Source organism: Nocardiopsis lambiniae (assembly GCF_031845465.1).
GTDB classification, from domain to species: Bacteria; Actinomycetota; Actinomycetes; order Streptosporangiales; family Streptosporangiaceae; genus Nocardiopsis; species Nocardiopsis lambiniae.
The window spans coordinates 99,443-119,733 of the sequence record NZ_JAVREP010000015.1 but is presented as its reverse complement, the minus strand read 5'-3'; the positions used below and the strand labels follow the sequence as shown (position 1 = coordinate 119,733).

Here is a 20,291-nt window from a genome sequence, read left to right as displayed (position 1 = left end):
GCTCTGGGGCGGACCGGGCGGCAGGGGGGCGGGCTGGTACCGGACCGGCGGGACCGGCTGCCCGCCGGTGGGACCGCCGTACGGGGAAGGGGCGGGATCCGAGGGGGCCGGGGCGCCGGGAAGGCCCTGCGGCTGCGCCTGCGGTACCGAGGGCGCCTGGGGGGCCCCGAGGGGATGGTGGCCCGGCTGGCCCTGTTGCGGGCCGCTCGGGGCGAATGGGGCGCTCTGCGGCTGCGCCTGCGGCCCCGGGGGGAGTCCGTGCGGGGGGAAGGGCTGACCGGGCGCGCCGTGCGGCTGTTGGGGGCCGGACGGGTACTGGGAATGTGCGGGCGGGGAACCGAGCAGGTCTTGGCCGTCACCGGACTCCGGCCCGTCGGGACCGTACTGTGGCGGGTTCGGATGGGTGCTGATGGGAGTCTCCGGAGGCGTTGGGGGTGGGACTGGACCAAAGCCCGCGCCCGCGTTGTTTCCACTGGCTTACCGGGGTGACGGGCGTCTCGTCGGCGCCCGTCGTTCCGGGCGGAGACCGGCCTTTCGGTGCAAGGGTAGCCAATATGGGGGCGCGGACAGGACGAAGCACTCCACGCAACGGGCATAATGAAAGACGGAGAGGTCACGGATGTGACCCCGTGCCGGCGCTTTCCCCGCCGAGCGTGGTCCTGCCGGTCTGCCCCGCCGCTGGCTTTGACCTGCGCTATGGTGGCCAGTAGGATATTCCGTCGTGCGCTTGAGTTGCCGTGGGCCCCGATACGAGTACGGATCGGGTGCCGATCCACGCACCATCGTCTGCGCACTCACCACCGGACCGTCCTGAAGAAGTGGCACGGGACGTCCGGCCAAACACCCCGCGCCCGCGGGCGCGTTTCGTATACGAGTCCACCATCCCGAACCAGGGGGATGGGGCAGCCGACTGAAGAGCGAAGGCAAACGATCGTGCGCACCTACAGCCCCAAACCGACCGATGTCCAGCGTCAGTGGCACGTTGTCGACGCTACCGATCTCGTGCTCGGGCGTATGGCGAGCCAGGTTGCCACGCTCCTTCGGGGCAAGCACAAGCCGTACTACGCGCCCCACATCGACACCGGCGACTTCGTGATCGTCGTGAACGCCGACAAGGTCGCCCTCACCGGCAAGAAGCTGGAGCAGAAGCGGGCCTACCGGCACTCCGGTTACCCCGGCGGTCTGCGTTCCGTCGGCTACGCCGAGCTGCTGGAGAAGAACCCCGAGCGGGCCATCGAGAAGGCCGTCAAGGGCATGCTGCCCAAGGGCTCTCTCGGCCGCCAGATGGCGAAGAAGCTCAAGGTCTACGCCGGTTCGGAGCACCCGCACCAGGCCCAGCAGCCGGTTCCGTTCGAAATCATCAAGATCGAGCAGCCCGCCTAGGCGTTCGCGAGACTTCACAGAAAACACGAGGAGAACCGTGGTCGAGCCCACCGGTATCGAAGAGACCGAGCAGGAGTACGTCGAGAACCCGGAGGAATTCCCCTCCGAGTACACGAGCGAGTCCGACGAGACGGTCGCGGCCTACGTGCCGACCGCCTCCGGGCCCAGCGCCGGCACCGGCCGCCGTAAGACCGCCATCGCCCGCGTGCGCATCGCGCCCGGCTCGGGTGAGTGGAAGATCAACGGCAAGCCGCTTGAGGTCTACTTCCCGGACAAGGTCCACCAGCAGACCATCAAGGAGCCCTTCGTCTCCCTCGGGTTCGACGGCGCCTATGACGTCTTCGCCCGGATGAACGGTGGCGGCCCCAGTGGTCAGGCCGGCGCTCTGCGGCACGGTATCGCCCGCGCCCTGGCGTCCCTGGACCCGGAGAACAACCGCCCGACCCTGAAGAAGGCCGGTTTCCTGACCCGCGACGCCCGTGAGGTGGAGCGTAAGAAGGCCGGTCTCAAGAAGGCCCGCAAGGCGCCGCAGTTCTCCAAGCGCTAAGGCTCATGTGCCGGCTCGCGCTCGGCTGAGCTTCGACCCGTACGTCGTCCCCGCCAACACGGGGACGGCGTACGGGTTTTTCCATTTCGCGTGGCTTGTCGGTCACACTGAACTCCACGGCGCCGGACGCGGCGCCACCGCTGAAAGGGGCTGTCGCCCGTGGGACGGCTGTTCGGTACAGATGGTGTACGAGGGGTCGCCGGTCGCGACCTGACCGCCACGCTCGCCCTTGAGCTGTCCATAGCCGCGGCGAGGGTGCTCGCCGCGGGCATCGAGGGCCGCCGGCCCAAGGCCGTCGTGGGCCGGGACCCGCGCGCCTCCGGTGAGTTCCTGGAGGCCGCTGTGGTGGCGGGGTTGGCGAGCACGGGAGTGGACGTGGTGCGCGTGGGCGTGCTGCCCACCCCCGCTGTGGCCTTCCTCACCGGTGACCTCGACGCCGACTTCGGCGTGATGCTCTCCGCCAGCCACAACCCGGCTCCGGACAACGGCATCAAGTTCTTCGCCCGGGGCGGTCACAAACTGGAGGACGCCCTCGAAGACGAGATCGAGGGTCTGCTGGGCGTGCCCTCCACCCCGGCGGTGGGCGCGGCGGTGGGCAGGGTCACCGACGCCACCGGCGGCGGCGAGCGCTACATCGATCACGTCCTCGCCTCGGCCCCGCACGGCCTCCGCGGGCTCAAGGTCGTCCTGGACTGCGCCAACGGCGCCTCCGCCACGGTGGCGCCCGACGTGTTGCGCCGGGCGGGCGCCGAGGTCATCACGATCGGTGACGCGCCCGACGGTCACAACATCAACGAGGGGTGCGGCTCCACCCACCTGGAGGTGCTCCAGGAGACGGTGCGGCTGCACGGAGCGGACGCGGGCATCGCCAATGACGGCGACGCGGACCGCTGCCTGGCGGTGGACGCCGGCGGCAACGTCGTGGACGGTGACCACATCCTCGCGATCCTGGCGGTCGAGGCCAAGGAGGAGAAGCGGCTGGCCGAGGACACCCTCGTGGTCACCGTGATGTCCAACCTCGGCCTGAAACTGGCCATGGAGCGCGAGGGCATCACCGTGACGGAGACCGGGGTGGGCGACCGGTACGTGCTGGAGGAGATGAGGCGCGGCGGCTTCAACCTGGGCGGTGAACAGTCCGGCCACGTCATCCTGCTGGACCACGCCACCACCGGCGACGGTGTGCTCACCGCTCTGCACCTGCTGGCCGCCATGGCGCACCGCGGCCAGGGGCTGGCGGAGCTGGCCAAGGTGATGACCCGGCTGCCACAGGTGCTCATCAACGTTCCGGACGTGGACAAGTCCAAGGCGGCCGACTCCGAGGAGCTGTGGGCGGCGGTGCGCGCAGCCGAGGCCGAACTCGGGGACACCGGCCGGGTGCTCATCCGCCCCAGCGGCACCGAGCCCAAGGTCCGGGTCATGGTGGAGGCGCCCGAACAGGCACAGGCCACCGCGGTGGCCGAACGTCTGGCCGGGGTGGTGCGCTCGGCCCTCGGCTGAGGCGCGGCAGTGGTATCGACACGCGCGTTCGGGTACGGAACCCGGGCGCGCGTCGTCGTGATCGGATGATCGGAAGCGATCGGGGGAACGATGGGCCGGACACGGTACGGGCACGCCTTGACGATCGGCGTGGACATCGGCGGCACGAAGGTCGCCGCGGGTGTGGTCGCACCGGGCGGCCGGGTGCTGGCCCGGGTGCGCACCGAGACCCCCGAGCGCAGCAAGAGCCCGGCGGTCGTGGAGGACACGATCGTGTCGGTGGTGGAGGAGCTGCGCGCCGAGTACCCGGTGCGGGCGGTCGGGGTGGGCGCCGCGGGCTTCGTGGACGAGCATCGCGCGAACGTGCTGTTCGCCCCCCACCTGTCATGGCGGGAGGAACCGCTGAGGGAGGCGCTGTCGTCGCGCCTGGGACTGCCCGTGGTGGTGGAGAACGACGCCAACGCCGCCGCCTGGGCGGAGGTGCGCTCCGGTGCGGCCCAAGGGGTGGACGACGTCGTCGTGGTCAACCTCGGGACCGGGATCGGCGGGGCGATCGTCCTGGGCGGTCGCCTGTACCGGGGCCGGTACGGGCTGGCCGGCGAGTTCGGCCACATGACGGTGGTGCCGGGCGGGCACCGGTGCGAGTGCGGCAACCGGGGGTGCTGGGAGCAGTACGCCAGCGGCAACGCGCTCGTCCGGGAGGCCCGTGAGCTGGTGGCGTCGGAGTCGCCGGTCGCCCGGGCCCTGCATCAGGCGGTCGAGGGGGACGTGCGGCGGATCACCGGGCCGTTGGTGAGCGAGCTGGCGAGCAAGGGCGACCGGGCCTGCGCCGAGCTGATGCGCGAGGCGGGCCAGTGGCTGGGCGCGGGCCTGGCCGACCTCGCGGCGGCCTTCGACCCGGAGCTGTTCGTCGTCGGCGGAGGCGTCTCGGAGACGGGGGACCTGCTGCTCGGGCCCGCTCGCGAGGCGTTCGAGCACGGCCTGACCGGTCGGGGTTACCGGCCCGAGGCCCGGGTGGTGGCCGCGGCCCTGGGCAACGAGGCCGGTCTGGTGGGCGCGGCCGACCTGGCGCGCGACGCGCTGCCGACGCGCCGCCGCCGCATCACGCGCCGTTCCCGCCGCCGCTGACCGGTACCGCGACGTGTCTCCCGGACCCGGGGAGCGGGTCTGCGGTCATCGGAACCTCCGGAGACGATTCTCCGGCCCACCGTGATCCGGTCGTCGTCCCCTGGCGGGAGCACGGCGACCGGGGGTGACCGGGTGAGGTGGAACCGGGAGGTCCGGTGTTCCGGGCGGGGCCGGAACGACCGTAGGAGACTGTCCCGAACCGGCGGCACTTCGTCCACCGGTCGTTACATCCGATCTGTACTCTGGGATTCCACGTGTCTGCTTGATTCGAGAAAGTCACGTCGTGAACCCCATTCTCCCCATGGACGTACCCTGGGCCTTCGAAGGGCACGGGTCGGCGTGGGTGGAATCCCCGCTCCAGTTCCTGTCCGCCGTGGAGGCCTACGCGGCGCACGGACTGTCCACCCAGGGCTGCATCCTGCTGCGCCAGGACTCGGCCGGGCTCGGCGACGTCCACGCCGCGCTGCGCGGCCTCTTCCCCGCCACCCCGCCCGCCGCGCTTGCGCGGCGTCCCACCCGCCCCAAGACCGCCGACTTCAACTGGGTCATCGGCGACGCCTTCTCCGGACAGGTGCAGCGGTCGCTGTTGCGGGCGCCACGCTGCCGCCTGGTGCTGGTCGACGACGGCCTGGCCGTGCGGCACCTGCTGCGGCTGCTGGTCTCGCCCACCGCGCAACCCGTGCTGCGCGCCCGGGTGAGACGCACCCCGAGCCGGCTGGCACTGGGCGCCGCGGCCGGGCACGTCCTGCGCCGGGCCGTGGAGGAGGGGCGTCTCACCGTCTTCACCATGCTCCCGCTGCCCGAGGACCTGTTGGCGGCGGCGAGCACCGCCGGGATCCGGGTGATGCGCCACGACTTCCCGCTGTTGCGCTCCCTGCCCCGGTACGATCACCCGGTCGAACACCGGGTCGTCCTGGGCACCGCCCTGGTCAACGACGGTCTGGTCCGGGCCCCGGAGTACCTGGGGTGGGTGGACCGCCAACTCGCGGAGGGTCCCGTGGCCTACCACCCGCACCGCCGGGAGGATCCCCGGGTCCTGGAGCGGCTGGCCGCCGATCCGCGGGTCCGGTTGGTCCGAGACGGACTGCCCGTCGAGCTGTCCCTGCGCGGCCTGGGACCCCGGCACACGGTCCGGTCGCTGCCCTCCACCGCCCTGGTCTCCCTGCGCCTGCTGGTGCGCGGGGCCGGGATCGGCGTGGACGGTGTTCCCGAGCACTGGTGGACGGATCTGGCGTCGCCCGGACTGCGCGAGGAACTGGCGGTGACCACCGCCCTGGTCAACGATGAGGAGCACACGGGTGGAGCGTGACGGCGACGGCCGGATCCGGGTCACGGCGATCGCCGACTCCGCTTCCCACCTCACGTGGTCGGCGGCCCTCCTGGGCTCCCTGCCCGAGGACACGTGGGACACCGGGCCGTGTTCTTGAGCGGAATCCCCTTGGAACCACCCCGGGCGGGAATGACGGCGGTGACACGCAAAGCACGGATCCGAGGGTGAACGAGGTGATGGAACGGGGTGCCGAAGCCGATCGGCCTCGATCATGCCATTCCCCTGGATGGGTGTCGTCCCTTTTTCCGGAAGCCGAACGATCCCCTTTCGTGAGCGTGTGCCTACGCGCGGAAGTCGGCCTCCTGGAGGGGATCGGCCCTGCTGAGCACAAGTCGCACGGGGATTTCCGCGACTTCTCGGGATTCTTTCAGGAGTGTTCCTCGGGGCCGCGTTCGCGCCGGGGCTCTCATGACACTCCTTCGGCGCTTCGTCTGTTGGCGCGGTAGATGCATGCGTTGTCTCGACCGTCTTGACGAAGGCTTCGGGGAAGGGCGGATGCGTTTTTCTCGCGGTGATGTGCGCCACTTTCGGTCGCGCGGGGCGGGGCGGGGTGAAGGGGGTCGGAGCGCCGTGCCCGATTGACCGAACCCGGTTCTAGTGCGTGGGTCACATCCTCTGTAGAGTGCGGCCCATGGATCTCAACGGAATCTCCGCCCTCGTCTCGGGCGGCGCGAGTGGCCTCGGTGAGGCCACCGCCAGGGAACTCGCCTCCGCCGGTGCCACCGTCGTCATCGCCGACCTCAACGCCGAACGCGGCGAGGCCATCGCCAAGGAACTCGGCGGCGTCTTCGTCGCCACCGACGTCTCCGACGAAGACCAGGTCAAGGCCGCCGTCCAGGCCGCCGTCGACACCGGCGCCCCCTTCCGCGTCGCGGTCTCCTGCGCCGGCATCGGCTGGGCCACCCGCACCGTCGACAAGTCCGGCAACCCCCACGACCTGGCCAGTTACCAGAAGGTCATCCAGGTCAACCTCATCGGCACCTTCAACGTGCTGCGCCTGTCCGCGGCCGAGATCGCCAAGACCGAGCCCCTCAACGAGGACGGCGAACGCGGTTCCATCGTCAACACCGCCTCCCTCGCCGGCATCGAGGGCCAGATCGGCCAGATCGCCTACTCCTCCTCCAAGGGCGGCGTCATCGGCATGACCCTGCCCGCGGCCCGCGACCTGGCGGCCGTCGGCATCACGGTCAACACGATCGCCCCCGGCATCCTGGAGACCCCGATCTACGGTGAGGGCGAGGCGTCCGAGCAGTTCAAGCAGCGGCTGGCCGCCCCGGTGCCCTTCCCCAAGCGACTGGGCACCGCCGCGGAGTTCGCCAAGCTGGCCCGCACCCTCCTGGAGGTCAGCTACGTCAACGGTGAGGTCGTCCGCATCGACGGCGCCCTCCGCATGCCGCCGAAGTAGGGGGAGACCGTGTCCGACGAGGTTCTCTACACGGCCGAGGACGGCGTCGCCGTCATCACCATCAACCGGCCCCAGGCCAAGAACGCGGTGAACGCCGCCGTCGCGCGGGGGATCGCCGAGGCTCTCGACGATCTGGACTCGCGCAAGGACCTGACGGTGGGCATCATCACCGGCGCCGGGGGCACCTTCTGCGCCGGGATGGACCTGAAGGCCTTCATGAGGGGCGAGGTCCCGCTGGTCGAGGGCCGCGGGTTCGGGGGGTTCGCCGAGTCCCCGCCCAAGAAGCCGCTGATCGCCGCCGTCGAGGGCTACGCCCTGGCCGGCGGGTTCGAGGCGGTGCTCGCCTGCGACCTGGTCGTGGCCGCCGAGGACGCCCGGTTCGGCATCCCCGAGGTCAAGCGCGGCCTGGTGGCCGGCGCCGGTGGTCTGCTGCGCCTGCACCACCGCGTCCCGCGCAACCTCGCCATGGAGTTCGCCCTCACCGGCGACTTCGTCGACGCCCCGCGCATGGCCTCGCTCGGCCTGGTCAACCGGGTCACCGCCAAGGGCGGTGCCCTGGACGGCGCCAAGGAGCTGGCGGCCAGGGTCGCCGCCAACGGTCCGCTGGCGGTGCGCGTCTCCAAGCAGATCATCACCGAGTCGGACGACTGGTCCACGGCCGACATGTGGGATCGGCAGAACGAGCTGGCGGGCCCGGTCTTCGTCAGCCGGGACGCCATGGAGGGCGCGACGGCCTTCGCCGAGAAGCGCGCCCCCGTGTGGCGGGGCGAGTAGTCCTCCCACACGTCACCCGTGGTTCGCGCGCGACGGTCGCCCTCATCGAGGGCGACCGTCGCCGTGCCGTCACTCCTTCGCGCCCGGTTCGTTCACGGCCGGCTCCTGAACGGCCGGGTCCCGCGTGACCGCCGGAGCGGTCGCGTCCGACCCGTCGCGCACCACCACGCGGGCGGCCCACCGTGAGATCGCCGTGGTCGGCCGCTCCATCGGACCGGCGCCCAGGGTGAGGCGCCACACCGTGGCGAAGACCAGGGAGGCCACCAGGGTGATCTCCACCGTGTACGTTTCCACCGGCCACGCCCATGCGGGCAGGAGCATCCCGTAGACGGCCCACAACAGCACCCCGTGGGCGGTGTAGAGGGTGAGGGTCATGGCTCCGATGGCCCCGATCGGGTACAGCGCGATCCGTGCCGGTCGGGTCTCGGCCAGGAGGAGGCACAGACCGATCACGGCCATCGCCACCCCGGTGTTGCCCACCACTTCGACGGTGGTGTTGCTGTGCGAGTAGGCCTCGAACAACGACCACCAGGAGACGTACTCGCCGTCCTCGGGCAGGAACCGGCTCAGCGGGCCGAGCAGCAGCCAGGACGAACCGTAGCCGAGGGCGGCCATGCCGACCCCCGCTCCGACCAGCCACAGGCGCACCCTCCGGGACCGCAGGCCGGTGCGGGCGACGATCATCCCGGCCAGGACGTAGGCCATGAACACCGCCGCCGGGTACAGGCCCAGGAACAGGAAGTCCAAAGGGCCTTCCAGCATGTCGAACGTGAACAGCGGCATGCCCTCCACGGAGTCCCCCTCCGAGAGGAGGTCCTCGCCGTCGGACCCCTCCAGGGAACTCCAGTACGCCTCCTTGGACTCCGCCCACTCCGGGTCCCCCCAGGTGGACGCCCACTCCGCCTCGTCCTCCTCGGTCCATCCCTCCTCGTCGGACACGCTCTGGAACCAGCCGTCCACGGGCATCAGGTACTGGGCGGCCAAGGTCGCCTGCGGGCCGATCAGCGCCACCGCCACGGCGAGCGCCACCAGGTGCCGGGTGCGCAGCCACAACAGGGGGATCGCCAGGAGGAAGAACACCCCGTAGAAGTGCAGGATGACCGCCAGGGAGCCCAGGACCGCCAGACCGTAACCGATCGCGATGAGAATGAGCGCGCGCACCGCGATCCGCACCCGGACCCGGTTGCGTTCCGTGCGGGTGCCGGGGCGGCTCCGCCCGGCCAGGAGCACCAGGGAGATCCCGGCCAGGAAGGCGAACAACGCCGCGGACCGGCCGCTCACCGCGATCGAGATCCACTCCACGAGGGTGCCGCCGAGCCCCTCGATCTCCTTCTCGGCGTCGTGGACGTCGACGCCCCCGGTCAGGAGGAGGGCCAACGGCACCCCCATGTGCGCGATGAACACCCCGAGCAGCGCGACCCCCCGAGCCGCGTCCACCCCCACCAGGCGTTCGCGTGGCCGGACGGCCCTCGGTTCCTCGGCGTCCCCCGCCGGCCCTACGGCCTCGACAACGGCCATGCGCCCCCCTGTGCGTCATTCCTCAACGTGCACTGCGATCAACGCGCACCGCGAGCCGGACGGTTCGGTGATGGAGGTCACCGAGGCCGGGGAGCCATCGCCCACCGGGACGAACAGTCATTACTCCGAAGGGTATCGGGGTCGATACTTTGTGTGTGTAGGCTGTCGGCGTACCCCGCCACCGTGGCGCCTCGGTGTTCCCGGTGCCGCACGGACACCTCCAGGAGGACCGACGTGAGCGACCCCGACCTCGGCGGCATGGACCTGACGGTCGTGGCCGTGGCGGACACCGAGCAGTACGTCCGGTTGTCCGCGTCCATGTTCGACGCCCTGCCCGGGCACGGTCACACCGTCGGCCTCGCCGTCGTGCGGTCACCCGTCGCCCCCGCGCCCGCCCGGCTGCGGGGCGCCGTCGCCGACACCGGGCTGGCCGGCCGTCGCGTACCGGTCCTGACCCTGCCCGAGCTGCGCCGTCTGATCCGCCGTCGGGTCCCCGACGTCGTCATGCTCAACTGCACCGCCCGGGTCACCGACGCCCTGTCCGGGATCCTGCCGACCGGTCGCCGCCGACCCGTCGTGGTCTCCACCCTTCCGGTGCCCGCGCTTCCCGCCGGCGAACACGAATGGCTCCACCGGTCCCGCGTCGACCTTCTCGTGCTGCACAGCCTGCGCGAGGTCACGGCGTTCTCCGAACTGGGGGAGAAGATCGGCGTCGGCGCCGAGGTCGCGCTGGCGGGGACACCGCTGCCCATCGTGCGCGAACCCCGCAGGGCCCGCCCGCACCGTGTGGTGTTCGCCGCCCAGGACCACGTTCCGGTGCCGCCGCGCCACCGCGAACGGATCCTGGAGGCGCTCGCCGACCTCGCCGAGAACCGGCCCGACCTGGAGGTCGTCGTCTGTCCGGGCGAGCGGCGGACGGCCGCCCCGGGCGGGGACTACGAGGAGCTGTGGCGTTCCCTGGTGGCGGCCGGTCGCGTCCACGACCACACGGTGCTCTTCCGGGCCGGTCCCGTCGCGGCCCAGTTGGACCGGGCACGGGGACTGGTCACCGTCGGTTCGCCGACGGCGCTGGAGGCGATCTCGATGGACGTCCCGGTGATCGTCCTGAGCGACGTCGGGGACGACGTCGGGGCGACGGTGTTCGAGGACGGGGACCTCTTCGGGACCCTCGACGACGTGCGCGCCGTGCGCTTCCGGGTCCCCTCGCCCCGGTGGGCGCGGGAGAACCACTTCCACCCGCCGGAGCGGGAGGACTGGACGCGCCGCCTCGCCGGGCTGGTGCTCCGTGCCCGGCGCGGGGAGCTCCCGGCCCGGCCGCCCCTGCTCGACGAGTCGGTCCACCGCCGCGCCCGCCGGCGGATCCTCGCCGATCTGGGCGGAGCCCCGTCCCTCCTGCGCCCGGGGCCCCGCGCACCCTGGCCCGCCCACTGAGCCCTCGCCGTCCGCACCCCACCCGAAGGCTGTCCGTCGCGACCGGCGGGTCCCGCGTCCGGGGCCGCCCGGCCCCCTCGGGGAGGCCGGGCGGGGGTCAGCGGAGGGTGACGGTGGGATCGGCGGCTGCCTCGGTGCGCCCGTCGATCAGGGTGGAGGTGTGGTCGGTGAGGGTGGTGTCGGCGACCGGGGCGTCCGGGAGTGCCTCCAGGAGCAGCGGCTCCAGCAGGACCGCCAGGGACGACGAGAACGCGTACGAGAAGTGGTTGTCGTCGTAGTAGGCCAACTGGTTGCCGATCACCCCCGGGCACCGACCGTCCCGGCACAGGTAGTCCGACAGGTCCACCACCCGCACTCCCGCCGGCAGGTCCTCGGCCTCCTCCAGGGGCGAGACCTCCGCCAGGGTGTACGCCCGGTCCTCGGCACAGGCCCCGGCGCCGCCGCGGTCGACGCAGTCGGCCACGTCGAAGGAGAAGCGGGGCGTGTCACGGACCGCGACCACGTCGATGTCGCGCTCCTCCAGCCACCGCCAGTTCTCCACGAACCCGGCCGGCACGTGCTCCAGGCTTCCGTCGCCCTGTTGCGTCAACGTGCCCAGGGTGAACACCGCGTTCGGGCGCATCCGCTCCAGCTCCGCCGTGACCTGGTCGTTCCAGGCGTTGCACTCCTCGTACACCGCGCCTTCGAAGACCTGCTCCTCGGCGCTGAACTGGCAGGCGTTCTTGGTCATGATCACCAGCCGCCACCCGTGGTGTTCGGCGATGGGCAGGAGCGCCTGGAACCAGTGCCGTGCGTGCGAGCTGCCGGTGAGGACCAGTGTGTACTCCGAGTCCACGGCCCCGAACTCACAGGAGATCAGCTCCGCGTCGGGGATGGTCACGTTGCACGCGCTGGTCTGGGAGATGGTGTCCCGCTTCACCGTGGTGGTGTCCGGATACACCGGAAGCGACGGCAGGCTCGCCGCCAGCTCCGGGCTCAGGTGCACGGCCGCCCCGGGGTAGGCGGTCGGGTCGGCGCTGAGTCGCGCGCGCAGCTCGCGCTCGTGCTCGATCCCGGCGTTCCAGAGCAGGGAGCCCAGCAGGACCGGGACCGCGAACAGCACACCGGCGGCCAGCGACCACGACGGTGACCGCCGGTCGCGCAGGACCCGGTCGACACCGCCGTCGACGATCCACGACGTGGCCAGGGCCGCCGCGAAGGAGGCGCCCAGGACCATGAGGCCGCCGGTCATCGACGGCTTCACCCGGTTCGTGACCTCCAGGTAGAAGACGAGCACCGGCCAGTGCCACAGGAACAGCGTGAAGGAGTGCCGGCCCAGCCACGTGAGCAGGCGCAGTCCCAGCAGTCGGTTGGCGGACCACCGGCCGGGCTCCCCGTCGGCGCCGGCCACCAGGATCAGCGCGGCGGCCGTGATCGGCCACAGCGAGGCGTACCCGGGGTAGGGCAGCGAGTCGCCGATGATCACGCCGCAGGAGATCAGGGCGAGCAGGCCGACCCACCCGGCGACGGCGCGCACCGCCCGGGGCACGCGCAGATAAGGCATGAGCAGCGCGAGCAGTCCGCCCAGGGCGGGTTCCCACAGGCGGGCGCCGGTGTCGAAGTAGGCCCACGTCGGCTCGGTCGAGGTGATCCACAGGGAGTAGCCGAACGACAGGGCGAACACCCCGGTCACCGTCGCCGTCACCGCGGTCCGGACCCCGCCGCCCAGGCGTACGGCGGCCAGGGCGACGAGGGTGAGCAGGATCGGCCACAGCAGGTAGAACTGCCCCTGCACGCCCAGCGACCAGAAGTGCTGGACCGGGCTGGAGGCGGAGTCCCGCGCCATGTAGTCGACCGAGCCCAGCGCCAGGTGCCAGTTGACGTGGTAGAGCGCGGCGGCCCGCACCTCGGCGATGACAGCGGTCCAGCCCGACCGGGGCAGGAACAGGAAGGCCCCGATCAGGACCGCGCCCAGGACCACGGCCCCGGCAGGGAAGAGCCGCCGGGCGGTCCGGCTCCAGAACGCGCCGATGCCGATGCGCCCGTCGCGTTCCAGCGCCCGCACCATGGATCCGGTGATGAGGAACCCGGTGAGGATCAGGAAGACGTCGACGCCGCCGGAGACCGTCCCGAACCAGATGTGGTAGACGGCGATGAGCAGGGCGGCGATCCCCCGCAGTCCCTCGATGTCGTCGCGTCGGCGACGGACCTCGGGCACGCGGAACACGGGACTCTGGGCGGAAGAGGACACGGATGGGCCTTGGGCTCGGTGAAGATGAGGGCGCAGGGGGCGGCGGCCATGGGCGCGCGGCTGAGCGCCGGAGGGATGACGGCGCTCGGGGAATGCCCTGCTTTTTCAGTATCCGATGGCTTTGACCGGATCTGGCCATATAAGGGTCGACGTTGTCCAGTCGAGATGAAATCTGTGTTGATGTGTAGCCCTGAGCTGCGGAAACAGTGTCCGAGTTCACACCTGGAAGGCTTATCGGCCTTCCCGTGCCCGTGTTCTTTTTGTTGATGTACGGGGCATTCACGGCAACGTGTTTGACCGAACCCGCGTCCTGTTCACAGCCGGTCGCACGACAGGAGGGAACACGTATGGGGTCGCGCTTCGAGGAGGACGAGTAGGAGGAAGAGGGAGGAGAACTTCTACGCCGACGAGGGCACCTTCGGGGTGCTCGCACCGCTGGACGCCGAAGAGCCTGACAGTGGCTGGTGCCTCCCGGACACACGAGCCCTCCGGATGTACGAGGACCCCCGGACCTGCGCGGTCAGGGGTCCTCGTACATCCGAAAGCGCGCTCAGCCGCGCCCGTCCAGCATGCGGTCGACGCCCCGCTCCGTGGCCGTCCGTCCGGCCGTGGAGACCGGCGGTCAGACTCCGGGTTTCTCGAACCGGGAGGGGAAGGGGAAGCGGTCGGTCAGGACCCGGTGGACCATGGCGGTGGCCTCTTCCTGCTTCTCGGGCGGGGTGTCGAAGTCGTTGAGGCAGAAGAACTCGACGGTGGGGTCGGCCTCCAGCGCCGCGAGCTTCTCCGCGGTGTCGTCGGCGCCGATGTCGATGTAGCGCATCGCGTACTCGCCCGGAACCGCCCGACCGGTGAACAGCGCGTAGTGGTGGTGCAGCGTGGCCGCGACCCCCACATCGGTCAGCGCCCGGAAACGGGCGTGCACCGTGCGGTCGATCGCCTCGGCGTAGCGCTCCTCCAGCTCGTCCAGAACCGAGCGGATCTGCGGGTGGGGGACGTGCTTGAACTTGTGGGTGATGTGCCGTCCGAAATCGGCGGCCAGCAGCTCACGCACGTTCTTGCCCGCCGAGTTCGGCGCCGCCTCCCCGGTCACCGGCTCGCCCACTCCGAACTGGTGCGGGGAGAACGGCAGCCGCGCCGCACCGCTGGCGTGGAAGAACCGGTCGGTGCCCACCGGTCGGGCCAGGAACACGTCGTCGTTGAAGTACAGGTAGTGCTCCGACAGCCTCACCTCTCGGTTCGTCTACGACGCCGAGGGCGAACGCCTGCTGCGCGACGACGGCGACACGGTGACCCTGTTCCTGCCCGGAACGGAGATCTCCTTCAACAAGCAGGAGCTCACCAGCCAGGGGACACGCCTGTACGAGCACCAGGGGGAGGTCATCGCCAGCCGCTCCAGCGGCGGGGACTTGCACTGGATCTTCTCCGAGCATCACCAGATCGGGCAGCTCGCGATCAACTCGCTGACCGGTGAGAGCGTTCGCCGCAGGTTCACCGCCTTCGGCACTGAACGCGGTACCGCCACGGGGACCTGGCCGAACTCGCGCGGCTACGTGGGCGGAGTGGTCGACGAACAGGCCGGCTTCACCCGACTGGGGGTACGCTCCTACGACGGTGAAACGGGGATGTTCATCTCGGCGGACCCGGTCGTCGACTTCGCTGATTCGCAGCAGATGAACGGGTACGCGTACGCGAATAACAACCCGACGTCGTTCACGGACCCCGACGGGTTGTACTACCGTAAGAGCTTCTCCCAGGCCCGCAAGTGGGCCGCTGTCTACCGGGCCCGGCAGGCCGCCATCCGTGCTTACCAGGCCCGCATGGCCGCCATCCGTGCTTACCGAATCCGCCAGGCCGCGATCCGTGCTTACCAGGCTCGGCAGGCTGCCATCCGCGCGGCCAAGATCCGCGCTGCCCAGATCCGCGCCGCGAAGGCCGCCAACGCTGCCCGCAAGGCCGCGGCAATGCGCATCGCCGCCGCCCGCAAGGCCGCGGCCGCGAAGGCCGCCCGTGAAAAGGCGAACCGGGAAAAAATTATCGGGCAAAGAAGTCTCCAAAAGGGCGAAAGGGGAAATTCTTTCCATGGGCCAATGGCGATCTCTCGCGTTATGGGCAAGGGGAAATCCAATGGTTCTAATTTTGGGATGAATGCGATATCCTTTTCTGTTGTAAGATTCAACCGTCCTGAGCCCACGGATGAGCCCTCTGGCACAGAACCAGAGGGGACAAATTATGATCCACGAAATCAGTGTGTCAGGGCAGTTGTTATAGCGGTCGGGGCTGGAATGACTGCGTTTGCTGCAGGCGCGATGGTGGCAGCCCCTGGAACTCCAGTAGTCGCTGTAGTCATTGGAGGGATTGCCTTTGTTGGGGGGTCTGCGCTGATGTACGTTTCAATTCAGGATGCCGCGTATGTCTGCTGATCGTTAGCTTTGTGTAGGGGTGCGTGGAGGAATTTTGATAGATTTTCTTTAGTGCAAGAACAATTGTTTGGGGCTGTAGGTGGCGGGGTAAGATGTCTGTGCTCCGCCACCTGTTTCTATCTCGCGTCTTGCCTGTCTTGTTGTTGTATAAGCTCAAGGGTCATGTGAGTGAAGTATCGCAAAGCGATCTTCGCGCCGTATGTCGTCTCTGTAATGTCTGATTTTGAATGTCCGCCTGATCGGTAATATCAGGAGGCCCCTTCAGTGATCCTGTGGTGATATTTTGTTTCATCCAGAAATTAATTTTTGGCAAAAATGAAAGAGTTTCAATGTTTTCGCGTTTTTGTGCGACATGGTGAATTGATTGGGTGAAATTATGGGTTGGAGAAAATTCATATTTATCTTGCTTGCGGCATCTTTCATTTCTTTCATGCTTGCTTTGTCTGTTCTCTTGTTTGATATATTTTCCCGGGGGTCTGTGGATCCGATTCCTTTGTTGGCTATTTTCTTGTCTCTTATTCCATTGGGGCTTTCGATTTACCATCTCTTCTGGAACGATCGAATAAATTGAGTTCTTTTGTAAGCATTCGGAAGGGTGAAAGCATGCGCTTGCTGGTCACGCCGATGCGGGGACGGGTGGCATCGACAACCTCGATTCTTCGTGTGTCCCGAACGGGAAGGAGGGTTCGATGCAGGGCGGTTTCAAAGTTGCTCTTGGGGTTTGCCGACCGTGAGCGCGTTGAGCGCCCAGTGGGTGTTGCGGGCATAGGCGCGTACTGATCTTTGATGTGTGGGTTGACGTTCGAGTGAGCTGGGAAAACCCTGCTCATGGAGCTTCCCCTCTCCTCTCCCCGCACCCCTGCCGAGTACGAGAAACGACGCCTGGTCGCCGCGGAGCTGTTCGACCAGGGCGAGCTGTCCCAAGCCGCGATCGCCCGCCTGCTCGGCGTGAGCAGACAAGCCGTCCACACGTGGCACACCATCTGGAAGAGCGAGGGCCCCGCCGCGCTGGCGGCCCGCCCCCGCGGCGCCGAACCCTTCCTGAACGGCGCCCAGGAACGCGCCCTGGCCGCCCTGCTGGACTCTGGCCCCACCGAGCACGGATGGCCCGACCAGTCCTGGACCCTGGATCGGGTCAACCACCTCATCAACGAGCACTTCCGCGTCTCCTACGCCGATCCCTCCGGGGTGTGGCGGCTGCTGCAGCGGATGGGCTTCTCCCACCAGGTGCCCGCGACGCGGGCCGCCGAAGGAGACGAGGAAGAGGTCGACCGGTGGCGCACCCAGGTGTGGCCCCGGGCCAAAAGAGGACGCTGAAACCCGTGGTGCGTGGATCGTCTTCGCCGATGAGTGCGGGGCGAGCACGTCCCCGCCCACCCGCCGCACCTGGGGGCGCAGGGGGCGCACCCCGCTGGTGGCCACCCGCCGGGGCCGACGGGAGCGGGCCAACGCCGTCGGATGGCTGTGCGTGCACCCCGCCACCGGGACGGTGAAGCTGTTCCACACCGTGCAGCGCTCTGCGATCACCGCCGCGATGCTGCCCACCCTGCTGGACCGTCTGCACCGGGCGTTGCGGAGCACGGTGGTGCTGATCTGGGACAACCACTCCTCGCACTCGGGCAAGCGGATGACCGCCCAGATCACGGCACGGGACCGGGTGCGGGTGGTGTTCCTGCCCCCCGGTACGCGCCCGAGCTGAACCCGGTGGAGACGCTGTGGGCGCACCTGAAGCGGGTGCTCAGAAGCCGTCTGTTCCGGAGCCTGGAGGAGCTGGAGCAGGTGATCAACGCGCATCTTCGTCTGGTGCGCAAACGCACCGATCTGCTGCGGGGGTTCATCGACTCGGTGGGCTTGGACAGGGCCCGTGCAAGTTCCGGATCAGTGAGGATCGTCCGGTTCGGGCAGACCACAACCGTGCACGCAGACAGGCACGGGAACCCGCGATCATTGTGGTGTCGAAGCCAAATGATCCCGAAGGTCTCCCGTGCCCGCCCTCTCATCATCCCCGATCCCGACCGTGCTCGCGAACCTGAGCCCGATCGATCCACACACCATTCCCGACCTGCGCACCTACCTACGAGCGATCCCCGACCCCCGATTCCTGCGCGGCCTGTGGCACCCCCTGGACGCCATCTTGGCCATCTGCGCCTGCGCGGCCGCCTCCGGCGCCAAGACCATCGAGGAGATCGCCGAATGGGGACAACGCGCCCCCCTGCGCCTCCTGACGGCGCTCGGCGTGCGCCCCCACCCCCTGCACTACCGGCGCTCCCCGGCGGCCTGCACCATCGACCGCGTCCTGTGCCGCATCAACGCCCACGCCCTGGACGCGGCCATCTGCGCCTACCTCGCCGACCGACACCACGCCACCACCGCCACCGGTGATGACGGCGACGGTGCCACCGACAACGCACGGCCCGCACTCCCGGCGATCGCCGTGGACGGCAAAGCCCTCAAGGGCTCGGCCCGGCTCGACCAGCCGCGCCGCCACCTGCTCTCCGCCCTGGCCCACCACCCGCCCCTGACCCTGGCCCAGAGTGAGGTCGGTGCCAAAACGAACGAGACCCGCCACTTCCTGCCCCTGCTCCAGGGCCTGGACCTGGCCGGGCGGGTGGTCACCTTCGATGCCCTGCACACGGTCAAGGAGCACCTCAAACGGTTGGTGAAGGGCAAGGGCGCCCACTATGTGGCCATGGTCAAGGGCAACCAGCCCACCCTGCACGCCCAGATCTCAGGGTTGCCCTGGGGCAGGACACCCATCGCCCACACCCGTTCGGAGAAGGGCCACGGGCGCCGCGAGTCCCGGTCGATCAAGGTCATGGGCATCGCCGACAGCCTCGGCGGTATCTGCTTTTCCCACGCCAGGCTCGTGCTGCGGGTCCACCGCCGCCAGCAGGAGACCGGCAAGAAGCAGACCCGCGAGACGGTGTTCGCCGTCACCAGCCTGGACGCCCACCAGGCCACACCCGCCGATCTGGCCGCCTACGTGCGCGGACACTGGGCGATCGAGAACTCCAGCCACCACATCCGGGACGTGACGTTCGGCGAGGATGCCTGCACGGTCCACACCGGCAGCGCTCCTCGGGCGATGGCGGCGTTGCGCAACCTGGCCATCGGGGTGTTGAAGTCGGCGGGGGCGGACAACATCGCCAAGACCACCCGCGCGATCCGGGACCTACCCGAACACGCTCTGCCGTTCTACGGGATCGGTTACGAACCCGACCTCTCGGGAACTTGAACGAGCCCTGGAGGTGCCGGGAGACGGCCAAAGCGGTGAACACGATGGTCAAGTGCGCCTCGATCGATTCGCGCACGTGGTGAAAGACCGGCCGCGCGGCCAGATCGGACTTGGCCATCCGGAAGGACCGCTCCACTTGGTAGAGGTCGTGATAGGCGTCGATCACCGCCTGGCCGCCCATCACCTCGGGGCCGATGTTGGTGATGTAGCCTTCAGCCCGGCCAGGTCCCGGGCCCGTTGGACCAGGCCCCAGTCCACCCCTTTGGCAGCGCCGTCCAGGCGCACGAACCGGTCCTTCTTCAGCGGCCGAGACCCGTCGGCGACCTTCTCGGCCCGGGTGATCTGGGCGTTGATCGCCCGCTGGTCGCGCTGGTGGCGTTCGAACAGGTACTGGTAGACCACCCTGCGGGTGCGGGCGTTACGGCCGGTGCCCATCACCCGCGCCGATTCGAGAGTCTGCCCATCGGTGAAGTAGGTGCCGCAGGTCTGGAAGTGTTCGGCCAGATCGTAGGGCGCCTTGGTGATGCGCGAGCTGACGATGAACCGTGGTCCCGCTTTCTCCAGGGTGTTGAGGTTGGCGGCCGAGAGCATGCCGGCATCGGCCACCACGACGACGTCCTAGGCCTCGGGCAGGCCTTCGATGAGGTCGGTGACCACGGGCAGCAGCGTCTTGGCCTGGGCTTTGTTGCCCTCGAAGCAGTGCACCGCCAGCGGGAACCCGGTGGCGTCCACCAGCAGGCAGACGAGGATCTGCGGGTCCACGCGGCTTTCCTTACCCATCCCGACCTTGCGCAGACCGTCCTCTTTCTCGGCCTCGAAGTACACGGTGGTGCAGTCGTACATGATCAGGGCCAGGCCCGTGGTGGAGCGGCCGTGGGCCAGGCAGGCGTCGGTGATTCGTCGGCGGTAGTCGTGCTCCTGGCAGCGGGCCAGGCACCGAAAGACGGTCCGCAGCGAGGGTACGGACACGCCGAGTTCTCCCAGGACCCGCAGGGTGTCGGCCTTGGAGGTGGGTTCCACGATGTGGGCGAGCACGAGCTTGGCGAAGGTGGCATCGCGCACGGCATCGAAGCCCAGGCGGGTGTAGGCATCGGCCAGGGTGTCCCACAGCAGTTCGGAACGGGCGCCCACGCCCCTCGGGCCGCTGCCGCTGCCGGTGCCGGTGTGGGGCGCGGGTTCGGGTTCTGTCGCAGGTGCCGGTCCCACATCCAGGTCCAGGGTGAGCTGGCCGGGGTGCAGCCGTTGGTGGCGATCTCCATCAGCGCGGCGAGTTCGGCGTCGTTGTGGGCCGAGCCGATGTGGTCGATGTCCACGATCTGGCGGCCGTTCTTATGGACGATCTGGACCGCTTGCGCGCCTGATGCGGTGGTGACCTTCCGGATGAACGATGCCACTCGTTCACGCTATGGCCGGC

Annotated in this window: 16 protein-coding genes and 1 pseudogene; 13 read left to right on the top strand and 4 right to left on the bottom strand. The window is 69.2% G+C overall.

The genetic code is table 11. The annotated features are described in order from the left end of the window. Nucleotides 1-933: 933 nt before the first annotated feature. The 8 genes from rplM to RM479_RS20525 all read left to right on the top strand — a co-directional run bounded on the left by rplM (nt 934) and on the right by RM479_RS20525 (nt 8,043). Nucleotides 934-1,383 (top strand): 50S ribosomal protein L13, encoded by a 450-nt coding sequence (gene rplM, locus RM479_RS20560; protein WP_274809955.1) that lies wholly within the window; start codon nt 934-936, stop codon nt 1,381-1,383. Between the two features lie 37 nt (nt 1,384-1,420). Further along, nucleotides 1,421-1,930, top strand: a complete 510-nt coding sequence (gene rpsI / locus RM479_RS20555) for a 30S ribosomal protein S9 (RefSeq protein ID WP_274809954.1) — start codon at nt 1,421-1,423, stop codon at nt 1,928-1,930. 159 nt (nt 1,931-2,089) lie between these two features. Continuing rightward, nucleotides 2,090-3,427, top strand: coding sequence for a phosphoglucosamine mutase (gene glmM, locus RM479_RS20550; RefSeq protein ID WP_311513406.1), 1,338 nt, complete (start codon nt 2,090-2,092; stop codon nt 3,425-3,427). 90 nt (nt 3,428-3,517) lie between these two features. Further along, nucleotides 3,518-4,534: an ROK family glucokinase gene (locus RM479_RS20545; RefSeq protein ID WP_311513405.1), complete on the top strand. Its 1,017-nt coding sequence runs from the start codon at nt 3,518-3,520 to the stop codon at nt 4,532-4,534. Between the two features lie 301 nt (nt 4,535-4,835). Then, nucleotides 4,836-5,843, top strand: coding sequence for a hypothetical protein (locus tag RM479_RS20540; protein ID WP_311513404.1), 1,008 nt, complete (start codon nt 4,836-4,838; stop codon nt 5,841-5,843). Next, nucleotides 5,833-5,961, top strand: coding sequence for a hypothetical protein (locus tag RM479_RS20535; protein WP_311513403.1), 129 nt, complete (start codon nt 5,833-5,835; stop codon nt 5,959-5,961). Before RM479_RS20540 ends, RM479_RS20535 begins: the two co-directional genes overlap by 11 nt. A 534-nt stretch (nt 5,962-6,495) precedes the next feature. Continuing rightward, a complete protein-coding gene (locus RM479_RS20530) occupies nt 6,496-7,269 on the top strand; it encodes an SDR family NAD(P)-dependent oxidoreductase (protein ID WP_311513402.1) in 774 nt (257 codons plus the stop codon). Between the two features lie 9 nt (nt 7,270-7,278). Beyond that, nucleotides 7,279-8,043, top strand: coding sequence for a crotonase/enoyl-CoA hydratase family protein (locus tag RM479_RS20525; RefSeq protein WP_311513401.1), 765 nt, complete (start codon nt 7,279-7,281; stop codon nt 8,041-8,043). A 69-nt stretch (nt 8,044-8,112) separates the two neighbouring features. Here RM479_RS20525 and RM479_RS20520 read toward each other — a convergent pair whose 3' ends face one another. Next, the gene (locus tag RM479_RS20520) at nt 8,113-9,561 is read right to left on the bottom strand and encodes a DUF418 domain-containing protein (protein WP_311513400.1); all 1,449 of its coding nucleotides are present in this window, start codon (nt 9,559-9,561) and stop codon (nt 8,113-8,115) included. 234 nt (nt 9,562-9,795) lie between these two features. Between RM479_RS20520 and RM479_RS20515 the strand changes: the two genes are divergently transcribed. Next, the gene (locus RM479_RS20515) at nt 9,796-10,992 is read left to right on the top strand and encodes a DUF6716 putative glycosyltransferase (protein WP_311513399.1); all 1,197 of its coding nucleotides are present in this window, start codon (nt 9,796-9,798) and stop codon (nt 10,990-10,992) included. A gap of 97 nt (nt 10,993-11,089) precedes the next feature. Here RM479_RS20515 and RM479_RS20510 read toward each other — a convergent pair whose 3' ends face one another. After that, a complete protein-coding gene (locus tag RM479_RS20510; RefSeq protein WP_311513397.1) occupies nt 11,090-13,189 on the bottom strand; it encodes an acyltransferase family protein in 2,100 nt (699 codons plus the stop codon). A gap of 655 nt (nt 13,190-13,844) precedes the next feature. Further along, entirely contained in the window at nt 13,845-14,450 is a 606-nt protein-coding gene (locus RM479_RS20505) for a stealth conserved region 3 domain-containing protein (protein WP_311513395.1), read from the bottom strand. A gap of 58 nt (nt 14,451-14,508) precedes the next feature. Here RM479_RS20505 and RM479_RS20500 point away from each other — a divergent pair, with 58 nt between their 5' ends. The 4 genes from RM479_RS20500 to RM479_RS20485 all read left to right on the top strand — a co-directional run bounded on the left by RM479_RS20500 (nt 14,509) and on the right by RM479_RS20485 (nt 18,877). Next, nucleotides 14,509-15,642 (top strand): RHS repeat domain-containing protein, encoded by a 1,134-nt coding sequence (locus RM479_RS20500; RefSeq protein WP_311513394.1) that lies wholly within the window; start codon nt 14,509-14,511, stop codon nt 15,640-15,642. Between the two features lie 828 nt (nt 15,643-16,470). Further along, nucleotides 16,471-16,959 carry a winged helix-turn-helix domain-containing protein gene (locus RM479_RS20495; protein ID WP_311513392.1) on the top strand — a complete coding sequence of 163 codons (489 nt, stop codon included), beginning with the start codon at nt 16,471-16,473 and terminating at the stop codon, nt 16,957-16,959. A gap of 16 nt (nt 16,960-16,975) precedes the next feature. Further along, complete coding sequence (locus RM479_RS20490) at nt 16,976-17,341, top strand: transposase (protein WP_311513410.1); 366 nt, start codon at nt 16,976-16,978, stop codon at nt 17,339-17,341. Nucleotides 17,342-17,659: 318 nt separating this feature from the next. Further along, entirely contained in the window at nt 17,660-18,877 is a 1,218-nt protein-coding gene (locus tag RM479_RS20485; protein ID WP_311513391.1) for an ISAs1 family transposase, read from the top strand. A 7-nt stretch (nt 18,878-18,884) separates the two neighbouring features. On the opposite strand, the pseudogene RM479_RS27700 reads toward RM479_RS20485, so the two are convergent. Further along, nucleotides 18,885-20,271: pseudogene (locus tag RM479_RS27700) on the bottom strand (IS1634 family transposase); the annotation flags it as partial. Nucleotides 20,272-20,291: the final 20 nt, after the last annotated feature.